At 68.6% G+C, this 13901-nt stretch carries 13 protein-coding genes, 1 tRNA gene and 1 pseudogene; 11 read left to right on the forward strand and 4 right to left on the reverse strand.

Annotated elements, in window-relative coordinates:
- Window positions 1–401 precede the first annotated feature (401 nt).
- From BM031_RS14865 to BM031_RS14890, 5 genes and pseudogenes are all read left to right on the forward strand, one after another.
- The gene (locus tag BM031_RS14865) at window positions 402–836 is read left to right on the forward strand and encodes a response regulator (RefSeq protein WP_091875345.1); all 435 of its coding nucleotides are present in this window, start codon (window positions 402–404) and stop codon (window positions 834–836) included.
- 221 nt (window positions 837–1057) lie between these two features.
- Window positions 1058–2187, forward strand: a pseudogene (locus tag BM031_RS26370) (CHASE domain-containing protein); the annotation flags it as partial.
- Entirely contained in the window at window positions 2161–4305 is a 2145-nt protein-coding gene (locus tag BM031_RS26375) for a PAS domain-containing hybrid sensor histidine kinase/response regulator (RefSeq protein WP_370660056.1), read from the forward strand. The pseudogene BM031_RS26370 and the gene BM031_RS26375, both read left to right, overlap by 27 nt.
- Window positions 4305–5240 carry a response regulator gene (locus tag BM031_RS25115; RefSeq protein WP_177207767.1) on the forward strand — a complete coding sequence of 312 codons (936 nt, stop codon included), beginning with the start codon at window positions 4305–4307 and terminating at the stop codon, window positions 5238–5240. The genes BM031_RS26375 and BM031_RS25115 overlap by 1 nt, the downstream gene beginning before the upstream one ends.
- A 136-nt stretch (window positions 5241–5376) precedes the next feature.
- Entirely contained in the window at window positions 5377–8352 is a 2976-nt protein-coding gene (locus BM031_RS14890) for an EAL domain-containing protein (RefSeq protein ID WP_091875348.1), read from the forward strand.
- 31 nt (window positions 8353–8383) lie between these two features.
- On the opposite strand, the gene BM031_RS14895 is transcribed toward BM031_RS14890, so the two are convergent.
- On the reverse strand, window positions 8384–9367 hold the full coding sequence (locus BM031_RS14895; protein WP_177207768.1) for a response regulator: 984 nt from the start codon (window positions 9365–9367) through the stop codon (window positions 8384–8386).
- Window positions 9368–9638: 271 nt separating this feature from the next.
- Here BM031_RS14895 and BM031_RS25120 point away from each other — a divergent pair, with 271 nt between their 5' ends.
- The 6 genes from BM031_RS25120 (at window position 9639) to BM031_RS14915 (ending at window position 11919) form a co-directional block, all read left to right on the forward strand.
- Window positions 9639–9860, forward strand: a complete 222-nt coding sequence (locus BM031_RS25120) for a hypothetical protein (protein ID WP_143084599.1) — start codon at window positions 9639–9641, stop codon at window positions 9858–9860.
- A 77-nt stretch (window positions 9861–9937) separates the two neighbouring features.
- Window positions 9938–10405 carry a chemotaxis protein CheW gene (locus tag BM031_RS14900; RefSeq protein ID WP_091875350.1) on the forward strand — a complete coding sequence of 156 codons (468 nt, stop codon included), beginning with the start codon at window positions 9938–9940 and terminating at the stop codon, window positions 10403–10405.
- 138 nt (window positions 10406–10543) lie between these two features.
- The gene (locus tag BM031_RS14905) at window positions 10544–10981 is read left to right on the forward strand and encodes an MCP four helix bundle domain-containing protein (protein WP_091875351.1); all 438 of its coding nucleotides are present in this window, start codon (window positions 10544–10546) and stop codon (window positions 10979–10981) included.
- A 20-nt stretch (window positions 10982–11001) separates the two neighbouring features.
- A complete protein-coding gene (locus BM031_RS26380) occupies window positions 11002–11466 on the forward strand; it encodes a methyl-accepting chemotaxis protein (RefSeq protein ID WP_177207769.1) in 465 nt (154 codons plus the stop codon).
- Window positions 11454–11750 carry a hypothetical protein gene (locus BM031_RS26385; RefSeq protein ID WP_177207770.1) on the forward strand — a complete coding sequence of 99 codons (297 nt, stop codon included), beginning with the start codon at window positions 11454–11456 and terminating at the stop codon, window positions 11748–11750. The genes BM031_RS26380 and BM031_RS26385 overlap by 13 nt, the downstream gene beginning before the upstream one ends.
- Before the next feature lie 95 nt (window positions 11751–11845).
- A tRNA-Cys gene (locus BM031_RS14915) sits at window positions 11846–11919 on the forward strand.
- A gap of 36 nt (window positions 11920–11955) precedes the next feature.
- On the opposite strand, the gene BM031_RS14920 is transcribed toward BM031_RS14915, so the two are convergent.
- From BM031_RS14920 to BM031_RS14930, 3 genes are all read right to left on the reverse strand, one after another.
- Window positions 11956–12174 carry an alpha/beta hydrolase family protein gene (locus tag BM031_RS14920; RefSeq protein ID WP_143084600.1) on the reverse strand — a complete coding sequence of 73 codons (219 nt, stop codon included), beginning with the start codon at window positions 12172–12174 and terminating at the stop codon, window positions 11956–11958.
- Window positions 12175–12295: 121 nt separating this feature from the next.
- A complete protein-coding gene (locus tag BM031_RS14925) occupies window positions 12296–13198 on the reverse strand; it encodes an alpha/beta fold hydrolase (protein WP_218147604.1) in 903 nt (300 codons plus the stop codon).
- Between the two features lie 62 nt (window positions 13199–13260).
- Window positions 13261–13866 (reverse strand): redoxin domain-containing protein, encoded by a 606-nt coding sequence (locus tag BM031_RS14930; protein WP_229408914.1) that lies wholly within the window; start codon window positions 13864–13866, stop codon window positions 13261–13263.
- Between the last annotated feature and the right edge of the window lie 35 nt (window positions 13867–13901).

Genomic DNA, 13901 nt, shown 5'->3' on the forward strand with positions numbered 1-13901 from the left:
CCGTTAAGCAACGGCCATGCGGGAAGCATGGCAAATCGCAATGACGGCAGTGCGGGGCCGCGAAAGCCAGACCTGTCCGGAGCGGGGGGCAGGTGGGCGAAAGGACCAGCCCGGATCGCCGCAGCGGGAGGTGGCTGGGCAAATGACGAGCTGCTTGATGCGACCAAGCTTAGCACTGCTATTGTCACAGCGCAACAAATTCATGTGCCGCGAATGTGGCCGGGCGCTTGCGGCACCGCCGATGACGTGCGCGAGCAACGCTGTATCCGCCTGCCTGTAAAAACCCGCAGCGCATGGGGGGATCATGCTAAGGTCGGACCAATGTGAATGCGGCCGCCTGGCTGGGCAGGCTGGCGTACGCTCCTTGTGACCACCGCAGTCCTGACTTGGGATAAGCGACGATGCCGGCATCCATCCTCGTGGTCGACGACGATCCGCTGCTGGTCCAGATGATCGGCGCGATGCTGGACCGGATCGGCAGGATCCGGTTCGCGACCAGCGGCGAGGCCGCCTTGCAGCTGATGGCGCAGGAAGCGCCCGACGTGATCCTGCTCGATGCGCACATGTCCGGCACGAGCGGACTCGAGGTGTGCACGGCGATCCGTTCCCGCCATGGCCACGACGACATCGCCATTCTCTTCGTTACCGCCGAGCTCGACGACGACTTCGAGGCGCAGGCCTTCGCCGCCGGGGCGACCGACATCGTCCACAAGCCGCTCAGCGCCGCGCTCCTGCGGGCCCGGGTGGCCACCCATGTGCGCCTGAAGCAGGCGCTCGACAGCCTGCGTGACAGCGCGCGGCGGCCGGCCGGTGGCGACGCCGGGCGCCGCGAATGAACACGGGTCCTGCGCCCGCCTACGTCGGCGGCGCCTGCCTGCTGGTCGGGCTGGCGCTGGCCTTCGGCGCCGGGTATGCCCGCCAGCGCGTCAACGACGACCTGGTGGCCAGCCGCCTCGATGCGCTGGCCGGCCAGGTGACCGGCAGCGTGGCGGCGCGCATGCAGGCCTTCGAGTACGGCCTGCGCGGGATGCGCGGCCTGGTGGTGTCCCAGGGCGGCATGCCGGCGCTGGACCAGGTCAGGCGCTACGGCGCCAGCCGCGATATCGCGCAGGAGTTTCCGGGTGCGCACGGCTTCGGGCTGATCTGGCGCGTTCCCGCCGCGGAAGAGGGTGCGTTCGTTGCGCGCGCACGCGCGGCAGGCCAGCCGCAGTTCGCGCTGCGCCGGGTCGCGCCGCACGACGGCGACCGTTTCATCATCCTGTATGTCGAGCCGCAAGCGGCCAACCAGGCGGCCATCGGCCTGGACATCGCGTCCGAACCGCGCCGCCGGGCTGCGGCGCTGGCGGCCCAGGCCACGGCCGGGCCGCCATCACCGAACCGATCACCCTGGTGCAGAAGTCCGGGCAAAGGCAGCGCTCCTTCCTGGTGCTGCTGCCGATCGCCGCGCCGTCGCTCGGCCTGGCCGCACAGGCGAAGGCAGCGGTGGGGTGGAGCTATGCGCCGGTCGTCATCGACGAGGTGCTGGCGACACTGAACCTGCCCGAAGACCTGGCGTGGATCTCCCTGCGCGACGGCGCCAGCGGCGGTGCGGCTTTCTACACGTCGCCCGGGGCCGAGCCCGGGGATGCCGGGCTGCCTGCGGCGGAAGTACGCATTCCGATGTACAACCGGCAGTGGGTGGCGCACCTGCGCGCGAAACCGGCGCTGGTGGCGGAGCTGCACCTGCTGTCCCCGGGCCTGGTCACCGGTTTCGGCGCCCTGCTGGCCGCGCTGTTGGGTGGAACCGTGTTCCTGCTGGCGCAGAGGCGGCGCCGCGCGCGCGGACTGCGGCTGGAGCGGGCGCAGCGCGCCGCGATCGTCGAGGCCTCCGACGACGCCATCGTCGGCATCCGGCTCGACGGCGGCATCAGCGAGTGGAATGGCGGCGCGGAACGGCTGTTCGGCCTGGCGGCGGCCCAGGTGCATGGGCGCCCGCTGGGAGAAGTATTGCCGGCGCCGCGCTGGCTCGACGAAGACGCAGCCGTGTTCGCGAGCGTCGGCGCCGGGCGGCGGGTCGCACCGTTCGAGACCCAGCGGCGCCACGCCGACGGCAGCCTGGTCGATGTCTCGGTCAGCGCCGCGCCCATCCACGACGCCGGCGGCAAGCTGGCGGGCCTGGCCATGACCTTCCGCGACATCCGGGCCGCCAATGCCGCCCGCCTGGAGCTGCAGGCGCTCAATGCCTCGCTCGACCGCCAGGTGCGCGAGCGCACGGACGACCTCGACCGGGCGCTGCGCGACCTGCGCAACCTGGTCGATGCGCTGCCATCGATGATCGGCTACTGGGACCGCGACCTGCGCAACCGGATGGCAAACCGCGCCTATGCCGGCCTGCTCGGAGTCCAGCCCGAGGAACTGAAGGGCCGGCAATTGACCGAGGTGATATCCCGCGAGGATTACGAATTCGAACGGCCCCTGGTGGAGGCGGCGCTGCACGGCGAGGCAAGGTCCTTTCACCGCAGCATGCCGCGCCCGGGAGGCGGGCCCCTGCTGCATGTGCTGGCGCACTACCTGCCGGACGTGGCCAGCGGCGTGGTCCAGGGGTTTTACGTACTGATCCATGATGTCTCGGAGCTGCAGGCGCAGCGCGCCGCGCTGGAAGCGGAAAAGCGCGAGAAGGCCGGCCTGCTGGCCACCATCGACGCCCATACCATCGTGTCGACCACCGACCGCGCCGGCATCATCGTCGCGGTCAACCAGCGCTTCTGCCAGGTCTCGGGGCACGATGCCGCCGCGCTGGTCGGGCGCACCCACCGGATCGTCAATTCCGGCGTCCACCCGCCGGGATTCTGGCAGGCCGTGTGGCGCCGGCTCGCGGCGGGCGAGAGTTGGCAGGGCGAGGTTTGCAACCGCGCCCGGGACGGGTCGCTGTACTGGATCGACAGCATCATCGCGCCCTTCCTGGACCAGCGCGGTCGCATCGACAAGATCATCGCCTTCAGCACCGACATCACCGCGCGCAAGGTGGCCGAGCTGGAGCTTCGCCAGGCCCTTGCCACGCTGGAGTCGGTCGTCAAGTCGGCCACCCAGGTCGCCATCGTCGCCACCACGCCCGACGGCACGGTCACGCTGTTCAACAGCGGCGCCGCCGGGCTGCTCGGCCATGCGGCGGGCGATGTGATCGGGCGCGCCAATGCCATCGGGTGGTACCGGGAGGAAGAACTGGCCGCGCGCGCCGCGGCCCTGGGCGTGGCCAACGCGGCGGCGCAGGCGGCGCCCGAGCTGCTGGCCGGCCCGGGCCTGGCAGGGTCGCCGTTCGACTGCCAGCTGGTGCGCGCCGATGGCAGCCTGGTGCCGGTGACGGCATCGGTCGCGCCGATCCTCGATGCGGACGATACGCTGCTGGGCTATATCCACGTGGCCTACGATATCCGCTACCGTCTCGCCCAGGAGGCGCTGCTGCAGGAAGCCGCGGCCGCCGCCGAGCGCGCCAACGAGGCCAAGAGCCGCTTCCTGGCCAACATGAGCCACGAGATACGCACGCCGCTGAACGCTGTCATCGGGCTGGCCTGGCTGCTCGAGCGCACCGCGCTGGACGGCGAACAGGCCGCTCACGTGGCCAACATCCGCGCTGCCGGTGGCGCCTTGCTGGCGATCGTCAACGACGTGCTCGACCTGTCCAAGATCGAAGCCGGCGAGATGCCGCTCGAGCATCTCACGTTCAGCCTGCGCGACCTGTGTTCCGGCCTCGAGGCGCTGGTCGGCGCGCAGGCGCGCGCCAAGGGCCTGGCGCTGCGCCTGGTCCCCGGGGCGGACCTGCCCGACGCCCTGGTCGGCGATCCGACCCGGGTGCGCCAGATCCTCCTGAACCTGATCGCCAACGCCATCAAGTTCACCGAGCATGGCGAAGTCGCGCTGTCGATCGAGCCGCTGGCCGCCGAACCCGGTACCTGCCGCCTGCGCTTCTCGGTAACGGATACCGGCATCGGCATCGCGCCGGAGGAGGTGGAGCGCCTGTTCCTGCCCTTTGCCCAGCTCGACGCATCGACCACGCGGCGCTTCGGCGGCACCGGACTGGGCTTGTCGATCGTCAGGAACCTGGTGGACATGTTGGGCGGCAGCATCGTCGCGCGCAGCACGCCGGGCCGCGGCAGTTGCTTCACGCTCGAGCTGCCGTTCGACGCCGGCGACCCGCAGGCCCTGGCCCCCTCCCTGCGCCGCGGCGAGCAGGCGCGCCGCCTGGTGGAGGTGCGCGTGCTGCTGGTGGACGACAGCGAGATCAACCTGACGGTGGCCGGCCGCCTGCTCGAGCTCGAGGGGCGCTAGTGACCACGGCCTGCAATGGCGCCGACGCCGTGGCGCTTGCCGGCGGCCGGCCCGACCTCGATCTCATCCTGATGGATATCCAGATGCCCGTCATGGACGGCCTGGAGGCTGCGCGCCGGATGCTGGCGCACGCGGGGGAGAGGGCCCCGCGGCTGCTCGCCCTCACCGCAGGCAACACCGTCAGCGAGCGCCAGCGCGCACGCGAGGCCGGCTTCAGCGAGATCCTGCCCAAGCCCATCGATCCGGAAAAGCTGGTCCAGGCCATCCAGCGCGTGCTGGCGCTGGCGCTGGCGCCGGCGCCGGCGCCGGCCGCCGCGACACCCGCATCCGGCCCTGCGCAGGACGACTGGCCCGTCATCGATGGCATCGACACGGCGCAGGCCAGGCGCCGGTTCGCCGGGGGCAGCGCGATGTTCGGCAAGATGCTGGCGCGCCTGCTCGCGCTGTGCGGCGAAGCCGGCCGGATGGGCATGCGGGTACCGCGCGACCGCGATGCGCTGGCCGCCCTCATGCATCAGGTGAAAGGCAGCGCGGCGACCCTGGCCGCTCTCGGGCTGGCCGAGTCGGCGGCGCGGATCGAGAGCGCCTGCCGCAATGGACAGGACGACGCGCTGCCTCCCGCACTGCAAGACCTGGGTCGCCTGGCGCGCCGCCTGGAGCAGGCGGCTGCCGGCTTCCTCGCGCGGCCGGAGGCGCGCCGCCCGCCCGAGACGGCGGCGCCACTGGGGCGCGCCCAGCTCGAGGCCTTGCTGCAGGCCTTGCGCACGCAGGACCTGCGCGCGCTGGACCTGTTCCAGCAGCTCGCGCCGGCGCTCGAGGACGCCATGGGCACGGAGGCTGCCCGCGCCCTGGCCGAACAGGTGCATGGCTTGCGTTTCGGCGAGGCGCTGGCAAGCCTGCTCCATGCCAGGCTGTCCTGCGACGCGCGCACCTGAACCGCCTTGCCTGGCTTGTTCCACCAACGACCCGGCCAAACGATCCGGCGCCGCAACTTTCCGGAAGCAGCGTGCTATTCTTGCAAGCAAAAGAGCCCATCGGATCGTGAGACGGATGCGAACACTGGTAAATTGCATGTTGCGATGGATTGCGGCCGGATGTGTCTGGCGCAGCCTGTTCCTGGTCCTGGTCTCGGGTCCCGCCCTGGCGGCGCCAGCTGTCCTGCGCGTGGTGGCCGACAATAATTATCCGCCCTACCTGTTCATCGACCGCGATGGCAGGGCGGAAGGCTACCTGATCGACCTGTGGGCATTGTGGGAAAAGAAAACCGGGATCCCGGTACAGGTCCGCCCGATGGAATGGGCGGCGGCGCAGCAGGCCATGCGCGATGGCCGCGCGGATGTGATCGACATGCTGTTCCGCACGCCCCAGCGCGAGCGCATCTACGATTACTCCCGCCCCTACGCCACGCTCGATGCCAGCATCTATGTCGATCGCTCCATCGCCGGCATCCACGATACCCACTCGCTGTCCGGCATGATCGTCGGCGTGCAGCGCGGCGACGCCTGCATCGATGTCCTGGCAAGCAAGGGCATTGCGTCCCTGCGCACCTATCCGAACTATGAAGCCCTGCTGGCAGGCGGGCGGGCCGAAGAGGTCGAGGTCTTCTGCATGGACGACACGCCGGCCAGCTACTACATGTATCTCCACCAGGACCGCAAGCGGTTCGCCAAAGCCTTCACCCTCTATTCGGGCAAGTTTCACTGGGCCGTGCGAAAAGGCGAGCTGGGCACGCTGGCGCTGGTCGAGCGCGGCATGGCCGCCATCACCGATGACGAGCGCGAGGTCCTGCGGCGCAAATGGTTCAGCCAGCCGGCGGAGGTCACGCCCTACCTGCGGGGGCTCAGCGTCGCGGCGCTGGCCGTGCTGCTGCTGCTGGCCGTGGTGCTGGCCTGGGTCCACGCGCTGCGGCGCGCGGTGCGCGCGCGGACCGCCGAGATCGAGCAGAAGACCGCGCAGCTGGAGCAGGCCGCGGTGGCCCTGCTGGCCGACCAGGCGCAACTGCGTTCCCTGTTCGAGGGCAGCCCCGATGCGATGGCGCTAAAGGACCGCAACCGTGTCTACCTGCATTGCAACAGCCAGTTCGAGAACCTGGTTGGCCTGCCGCGCGAACGCATCCTGGGCCACAAGGACGAGGACCTGTTCGACGACCAGGCCTTCGTTGCGATGGTCCGGCCCTGGGACGACGAAGTGCTGGCGCAGGGCAAGGCGTTCCGGACGGACGAAGCGGTGCTGGCGCGCGATGGGCGATCGCACTACCTCGAGCTGATCAAGGTGCCGATTCGCGGCCTGGAGGGAAAGGTCACCGGCGTGCTGGTGGTGTCGCGCGACATTTCCTCCCGCCGCGACGCCGAGCGCGAACTGCGCATCGCCTCGGTCGCGTTCGAGAGCCAGGATGGCATGATGATTACGGACGGCGACGGCACCATCGAGCGGGTCAATGCCGCCTTTACCCGTATCTCCGGCTTCTCCGCCGAGGAATCGATCGGGCGTACCCCGCGCATCGTGCAGTCCGGCTTGCACGAGCAAGCCTTCTATGAAGAGATGTGGAGGACCCTGACCCAGACCGGCTACTGGATCGGCGAAATCGTCAACCGGCGCAAGGATGGACAGGTGTATACGGCCAGGCTGTCGATCACCGAAGTGGCCGACGGGCGCGGCCGGACCTTGCACTACATCGGCAACTTGCAGGATATCTCTTCGGAGAAGCAGGCGCGTGCGCTGGCCGAACGCCTGACCCGCTTCGACCACCTGACCGAGCTTCCCAACCGTACCCAGCTGGCCGAGCGCATCGCGGTTGCCGTCGACGAGCGCGCCGACGTGCAGGAATTCGGCGCCGTCATGATGCTGAACCTGGACCACTTCCAGAGAATCAACGACACCCTCGGACACGGGGTAGGCGACCGGCTGCTGGTCCAGGTGGCGCAGCGCCTGCAGGCGGTCAGGCGCGAGGGCGACTTGCTGGCCCGCTTCAGCGGCGACAGTTTTGTCCTGCTATGCGAAGCGCTCGGCCCGGACCGCGTGGTGGCGGCGACCCGGGCCATGGCGGTCGCCGAGGCCGCCCGGCTCGCCATGGCCGACCAGCTGGTCCTGCAGGGCCATCGGTTCGCCTGCAGCGGATCGGTAGGGGTAACGCTGTTCCACGATGACCTGACCGGCGCCGACGCCCTGTTGCAGCAGGCCGAGATCGCCATGTACAAATGCAAGCGGGGCGGGCGCGACGCGGTCTGCTTCTTTGAAGATGCGATGCAACGCGAGCTCGACGACCGCCATCGCCTGGAAGGAGAATTGCTGGGAGCGATCGAGACCGGGCAGCTCGAACTGCACTACCAGATCCAGGTCGACCGGTCCGGCCGGCCGATTGGCGCCGAGGCGCTGGTGCGCTGGCTGCATCCCGAGCGCGGCATGGTCGCGCCCGGCGAATTCATTCCGTTGGCCGAGGAATCCGGCCTGATCCTGCCAATCGGGCGCTGGGCACTGGAACTGGTTTGCCAGCAATTGGCGGCCTGGAAAGGGCAGGCGCTGCTGGAAGACATGGTGCTTGCCGTGAACATCAGCCCGCTCCAATTCAAGGTCGACAGCTTTGTCGACGACATCCTCGACGACGTGCGCAGGACTGGCGCACCGGCCGCCCGGCTCAAGCTCGAGGTGACCGAAAGCCTGGCGATCGATGATTTCACCTCGTCGATCTCCAAGCTCAACGCCCTGAAATCGCATGGCTTCAGCATTTCGCTCGATGACTTTGGCACTGGCAATTCATCGCTGAACTACCTGACCAGGCTTCCGCTGACCCAGCTGAAGATCGACAAGTCCTTCGTCGACGAGCTCCCGTCCAGCCAGGCCGACGCCATGCTGGCCCAGACCATCATCGCCATGGGGAAGGGCCTTGGGCTGGAAGTCATCGCCGAAGGCGTCGAGACCTGCGCGCAGCGCGATTTCCTGATCGCACACGGTTGCCATGCCTTCCAGGGCTACCTGTTCGGCAAGCCGGTCAAGATCGCCGAACTCGAGGCCATGGTGCGGGCGGGGGCGGTCGTCGCCCCGCGTTGAGGGGCGACGGCGCGGGCCTGGCGGCGCCGGCTTACTTGCGGCGGTCGGGCCCACGGGCGCGGCCCGCCGGCAAATCCTGACGGGGCGGCGCCAGCGCGTTCAGGGTTTCCCCTGCCTGCACCAGCTCGACCGCGACATCGTTGAGCTTGCGTTGGCTGGAGCGGGCATGGCTGCGCAGCATGCGCAACGCGTCATGGCGGTCGATGCGGTAGCGTTCCATCAGCAAGCCCACCGCCATGCCGGTTTCGCGGCCCTCGCGCAGGGCCAGGGTCAGGCGCTGTTCGGCGGCACGCAAGTCCTGTATCTCCGCCGCGCATGCCAGGGCGGCACGCACTGCCGGCAGCAGCTGCGCCGGATCGATCGGCTTGAGCAGGTAGCCCACGGCGCCACACTCGGCGGCCCGCTCGGCGACGTCGGCGCTGCTGCTGGCCGAGAGGAACATATAGGGCACGCCTTCGAGCTGCGCCGCCAGCTCCAAGCCCGACATGCCCGGCATGGCGATGTCGAGCACCGCCAGTTGCGGATGCAATTGCCCCATGTGCAGCAAGGCCAGCGCGGCGGCGCCGCTGTCGGCGGTCCGGACCCGGAACCCATGGGTTTCAAGCGCGCGTGCGAGCGCGGCCACCAGCAGGGCGTCATCGTCGACCAGCAGGATCAGCGGCGCCGGCGCCGGCGCAACGGCGGGCGGGGGCAGGCCGACGCCCGGGGTCTCGTCGGCAAACACCCCAGGCGCGTCGGCATAGGCTGCGATGCACAGCCGCTCGAACGCGCTACGGCACAGGGCGAGGTCGGCTGCGCGACAGCAGCGATCGAGCTCGGCCGCGGCAAGGCCAACCCGCCGGCAATCGAAGGAGGCCGCCGAGCCCGACAGGGTATGGGCAATCGCCTGCACTCCGGCAAGGTCGCCCCGGTCGAGCGCGGCGCGCACGTGCTCGAGATGGGTGGACAGGCTGTTGGCGAAGGCGATGCACAGGTCGGTCACATCGATCGGATCGGATTTCGTCGAGGCGGTCATCATCATTCCTGGAACGCGGGAGGCCAATATAGCACGGGTCACCGCGTCAAAAAAACTGACAGTATCGAATGTATTGACTTGAATATTGATTGGTGGCAATATGATTGCCATCTAACTCGCATCAACAGCGTGGCCACCCTTGCCGCCGCTGGCAAGCTGGATGTTCGCCCGCCCGTCCCACACTGGACGCGCCCGGCTACCACGGCCTCCGACCTGCCGATTGCTTGAATGTCCATGCGCGCCGCGTGGACGCTTGCAGATCAGGAGTGCCATGCCTACCCCGTCCCAACGCTTCGCCGGCTGCGCGCCGGCCTGGTCCACTGCCCGCCGCCGTCCTCAAACATCGATGGGCCTGTGGCGCGCGTGCATGCGCCATGCCGGCGCGCCCGCCCGGCACCACTGCCGGCCGCCGGCGCAGCGCCAGGGCCGCGCCAGGCCGGCCGAGGCCGGCCCGTGCCGCGCAACCCGGACCCGCCACGCCGTGCGCGCATGAACCCGCCGATTTCCGTTCCGCTGGCGCGTGAGGCACGGCGGCCAGCCACCCCAGGCATTTCCTCACAGGAGCATCACATGAACAGCGACAGCGACAAGAACGAAATGCTCGCCTTCCGGCTCGGCAGCGAAGAGTATGGCATCCACATCATGGCCGTCCAAGAATTGCGCGGATACGAGCATGTGACGCGGATTGCCAACGCGCCTGCGTGCGTCAAGGGCATGCTCAACCTGCGCGGCGTGATCGTCCCGATCATCGACCTGCGCATCAAGTTCGGCCTGGCGGCGCCGGTCTATGACGCGACCACGGTGGTCATCGTCCTGAATATCGGCGATACGACGGTCGGCATGGTCGTCGACAGCGTCACCGATGTCATCGACCTCCCCGGTGAGCAGATCAGGCCGGCGCCGGACATGGGAATGGCCGTGAGCGGCAACTGCCTGACAGGCATCGGCCTGCTGGGCGAGCGCATGCTGATCCTGGTCGATATCGAGCGCCTCGTGTCGCTGGCCGATCTTGACCTGACCGAAGCACTTGCTGCCTGAACAGGCCGGCATTACACGATTACGGCGAAAGGAAACGAAGCATGTTCGCAACACTCAAGGTACGTACCAAGTTGGTCGGCGGATTCCTGGTGCTGGTGCTGATTGGCAGCGCGGTGGCCGTGGTCGGCATGTTCAACCATGGGCAGCATCAATGCGATGGCCAGCGACATGTATCAGCGCGAACTGATGGGGCGCTCGTATATCGAGGAAGCCAACATCGACCTGATCTGTGTTGGCCGGGCCAGGGGGAACAATCTGCTGCCGACGCCGCAGCTGGAGCGCGATACCAACATGCGTAATATCCGCAAGTACACGGCGGCGATCCAGGACAAGCTCGACAAGGCCAGGCAGTTGTTCGTCACCGACGAGGCCAAGCGCATGTTTGCGGAATATACGACCGTCGCGGCCAGCTACGACACCGAGCTGACCCGCGCGCTGGCCCTGGCCGACAAGGAGGGGCTGGCCAGCCGCAGCGAAGCGCTCACCCTTGCCCTGGCCGCAACCCGCAAGCATGCCAACGTGCTCGACGATCTGCTCTCCAACCATCGGAGCAGAAACAGGCGCGGGCCAGGGTAGCGGCCGAGGAAGCCAGTAGCGTGTACCAGGCGGGCCGGTCGACGATGCGGGTGCTGACGCTGTGCAGCGCGCTGGCCGGCACGGCCCTTGGCGTGCGCATCACGCGCGACCTGACCGGGCAGCTCGGCGGCGAACTGCACGATGCCGCACGAATTGCCGGCCTGATCGCCGACGGCGACCTGAGCGTCGCCATCGAGACCAGGGCGGGGGACCAGTCGAGCATGCTGCATGCGATGAAGCTGATGCGCGACAGCCTGGCGACCATTGTCGGCCAGGTGCGCAGCGGCACCGAGACCATGTCCACGGCATCGGCCCAGGTCGCTTCAGGCAATCTCGACCTGTCGTCGCGCACCGAACAGCAAGCCAGCTCCCTGGAAGAAACCGCGTCGTCGATGGAAGAACTCACCTCGACGGTGAAGGAAGCCAGGAACAAACCTCGGGCATCGAACAGATCAACCAGGCGGTTGCCGAAATGGACCAGGTGACGCAGCAGAACGCAGCCTTGGTGGTAGAGGCCGCCGCTGCCTCCGAATCGATGCTTGAGCAGGCTGCCCAGCTCGCCAATGTGGTCAGTGTCTTCAAGATCGACGGGGTGTCGCGCTCGCCAAGCCCGCCGCGCGCGGCCCCCGCCAAGGCGCCGGCACCCAGGAAGCTTGGCGGTCCCACCCCAGCATCGGGCAAGCCCGCGACCGCACAGGCTGCCAAACCCGCACCCAGCATGGACACGGCCGACGAATGGGAACAGCGCCAGGCCTGCATCTTGCCCTGAATAGGCTGCGGCTCCATATCGACACCGCGCGGAAAACGCAAGGCCCTTGCGCCAGCACACAGCCGCGCGCGCGCGTCGGACTAGGATAGCTTCATGGCGAGGTAGCAAAGCGGTCATGCAACGGCCTGCAAAGCCGTCAAGTTGGGTTCGACTCCCTTCCTCGCCTCCAGAACACCCGAACATCGCCGGCGCATGCCGGCGTTGTTCATTTCCAGCCCTGGACGTCGCCAGCCTGGCGCCGGTGCTTTCCAAAGAACTCGAGCATCATCCGGCTCGCCTCGGGACCTGCCGCGGCATGCAATGCCGTGGCTGGTGCGCTACCGCTCCATGCGTGCCCCAGGCCCGCGATACTGGCCACGCGCAGCCATTGCTTGCGGCCGGCCAGGTAGTCGTGGAGCGTCAGGGCGTTGCGCCTGCCCCCCATCCTGCAGGCTTGACCGACACCTTGGCCGGCGCGCCGGGCGCCATGCTGCGCAGCAAGGGTACCCCCGGGACGGAGTTGGCCATATTGCCTCTGCATGCGATGCGGCGGCGCCGCCGCGACCTCAGGGCGCGCCCAGGAAGGCCTTGACCTCGCTTTGGAAGCGCTGCGGCTGGTCCCACATGATGAAGTGGGCGCTGTCCGGCACGCGCTTGAGGGTCAGCTGCCTTACCGGCGCATACGCGGCCTTGTAGACGTAGTCGAACTGCTCCGCCGGGATCGTCACGCTCGGCGGCTGCACGTACAGCACGGTCACCGGCTTGGTGATCTTCGGCAGCTCCGGGATCAGGTTGGTCATGATCAGTTCGCGGTAGGCGCGCGCGCTCACGTCGGTGTCGCTCGCCGCCGAATCGGCGATCGCGCCTGCGCGCATCGATTCGGTGTTGACCATGCCGGCGATGGTCTCGCTGGTGCGCTTGCTGCGCAGTTCCGGGGTGGCGCCGCGGATGCCGGCGGCCACGCCGTCGGCGACTTGCTCGACCTTGTCCGGCGCCGCGCCGGGGCCGGCGAAGAAGGTGCCCAGGTAAGGATACATGTCGACCACCATCAGGCGCGACAGCGCGTCAGGATGGCGCGCGGCCAGCATCATGCCCATGGTGCCGCCCATCGAGTGGCCGATCACGGCCGGCTGCTTCAGGCCTGCTTCCTTGATGTAGCGCGCGATTTCTTCGGCGACCGGCGCGGCCACCGTACCGGTCTTGTTGCCGCCCACCGGCTGGCCGGCGAAACCCGACAGCTGGACCAGGTGGTAGCGGTAGCCGGGCAGGGCGGCGACCGTGGACGTCCAGGCGCGCGGCGAGGAATTCAGGCCCGGAATCAGGACCACGTCCGGGCCGGAACCCTCGGTGCGCACGGTGATGCGGTCGGAAGCGAAGGGGGCGGCCAGGGCATCGGCCAGCGGCAGCAAGGCGACGGCGGCGGCGGCCGCGGCCAGCATGGAACGGCGTGAAAACAGTGTGTGGCGCATTCGGATCCTCTGGTGATTGTCATGGCGGCCGCGGACCGGCCGCCGGTTTCCTGCTGCCCTGGTCAGCCGTACTTGACTGAACAGCCGTAGGGCTTGGTGACGGCCTGGCTGAGCGGCTTGCCCGCCAGCGACTCGTCGATCGCCTGCACCAGGTAGTTGGTGGCGGTCTTGATGTCGGCCGCGTTGGACGTGGGCTTGCTGTCGATCGCGCCGGCGTAGACCAGCTTGCCGCTTGGATCGATCAGGTAGATGTGCGGCGTGGTGCGGGCGCCGTAGGCGCGGCCGATCGCCCCGCCCGTGTCCATGATGGCGGCGGTGGGCGCGGCTTGCTTGCTGGCCAGCCAGGCGTTGAGCGAAGCTGCCTTGGCGGCGCGCTCGCCCTCGGCGCTGGTGCTCACCGACAGCCAGGCCACGCCCTTGCCGGCGGCGTATTTCTGCACGCTGGGCATATTGCCGCCGTCGTAGTGCTTCTGGACGAAGGGGCAGTCCGGGTTGACCCATTCCAGCACGACGTACTTGCCCTTGTACTGCGACAGCGAGACGGGCTTGCCGGCGGCGTCGGTGCCGGTGAAGGCGGGCGCCGGCTGGCCGACCACGGCCTCGGCCAGGGCGCTGCCGCCCATGACCATGCCGGCGGCGAACAGCGAAAGTGCGATGGTGCGCTTCATGAGATCCTCCTTGGGTTGTTCGGGTTGGTCATCGA

The organism is Massilia yuzhufengensis (genome assembly GCF_900112225.1).
GTDB classification, from domain to species: domain Bacteria; phylum Pseudomonadota; class Gammaproteobacteria; order Burkholderiales; family Burkholderiaceae_D; genus Telluria; species Telluria yuzhufengensis.

What these genes read in the sequence shown, in the direction of transcription:
- BM031_RS14865 (WP_091875345.1), top strand. Translation starts at nt 402, where the DNA reads ATGCCGGCATCCATCCTCGTGGTCGACGACGATCCGCTGCTGGTCCAG.
- BM031_RS26375 (WP_370660056.1), top strand. Translation starts at nt 2,161, where the DNA reads ATGACCTTCCGCGACATCCGGGCCGCCAATGCCGCCCGCCTGGAGCTG.
- BM031_RS14890 (WP_091875348.1), top strand. Translation starts at nt 5,377, where the DNA reads ATGTTGCGATGGATTGCGGCCGGATGTGTCTGGCGCAGCCTGTTCCTG.
- BM031_RS14895 (WP_177207768.1), bottom strand. Translation starts at nt 9,367, where the DNA reads ATGACCGCCTCGACGAAATCCGATCCGATCGATGTGACCGACCTGTGC.
- BM031_RS25120 (WP_143084599.1), top strand. Translation starts at nt 9,639, where the DNA reads ATGCCTACCCCGTCCCAACGCTTCGCCGGCTGCGCGCCGGCCTGGTCC.
- BM031_RS14900 (WP_091875350.1), top strand. Translation starts at nt 9,938, where the DNA reads ATGAACAGCGACAGCGACAAGAACGAAATGCTCGCCTTCCGGCTCGGC.
- BM031_RS14905 (WP_091875351.1), top strand. Translation starts at nt 10,544, where the DNA reads ATGGGCAGCATCAATGCGATGGCCAGCGACATGTATCAGCGCGAACTG.
- BM031_RS26385 (WP_177207770.1), top strand. Translation starts at nt 11,454, where the DNA reads ATGGACCAGGTGACGCAGCAGAACGCAGCCTTGGTGGTAGAGGCCGCC.
- BM031_RS14920 (WP_143084600.1), bottom strand. Translation starts at nt 12,174, where the DNA reads ATGGGGGGCAGGCGCAACGCCCTGACGCTCCACGACTACCTGGCCGGC.
- BM031_RS14925 (WP_218147604.1), bottom strand. Translation starts at nt 13,198, where the DNA reads ATGCGCCACACACTGTTTTCACGCCGTTCCATGCTGGCCGCGGCCGCC.
- BM031_RS14930 (WP_229408914.1), bottom strand. Translation starts at nt 13,866, where the DNA reads ATGAAGCGCACCATCGCACTTTCGCTGTTCGCCGCCGGCATGGTCATG.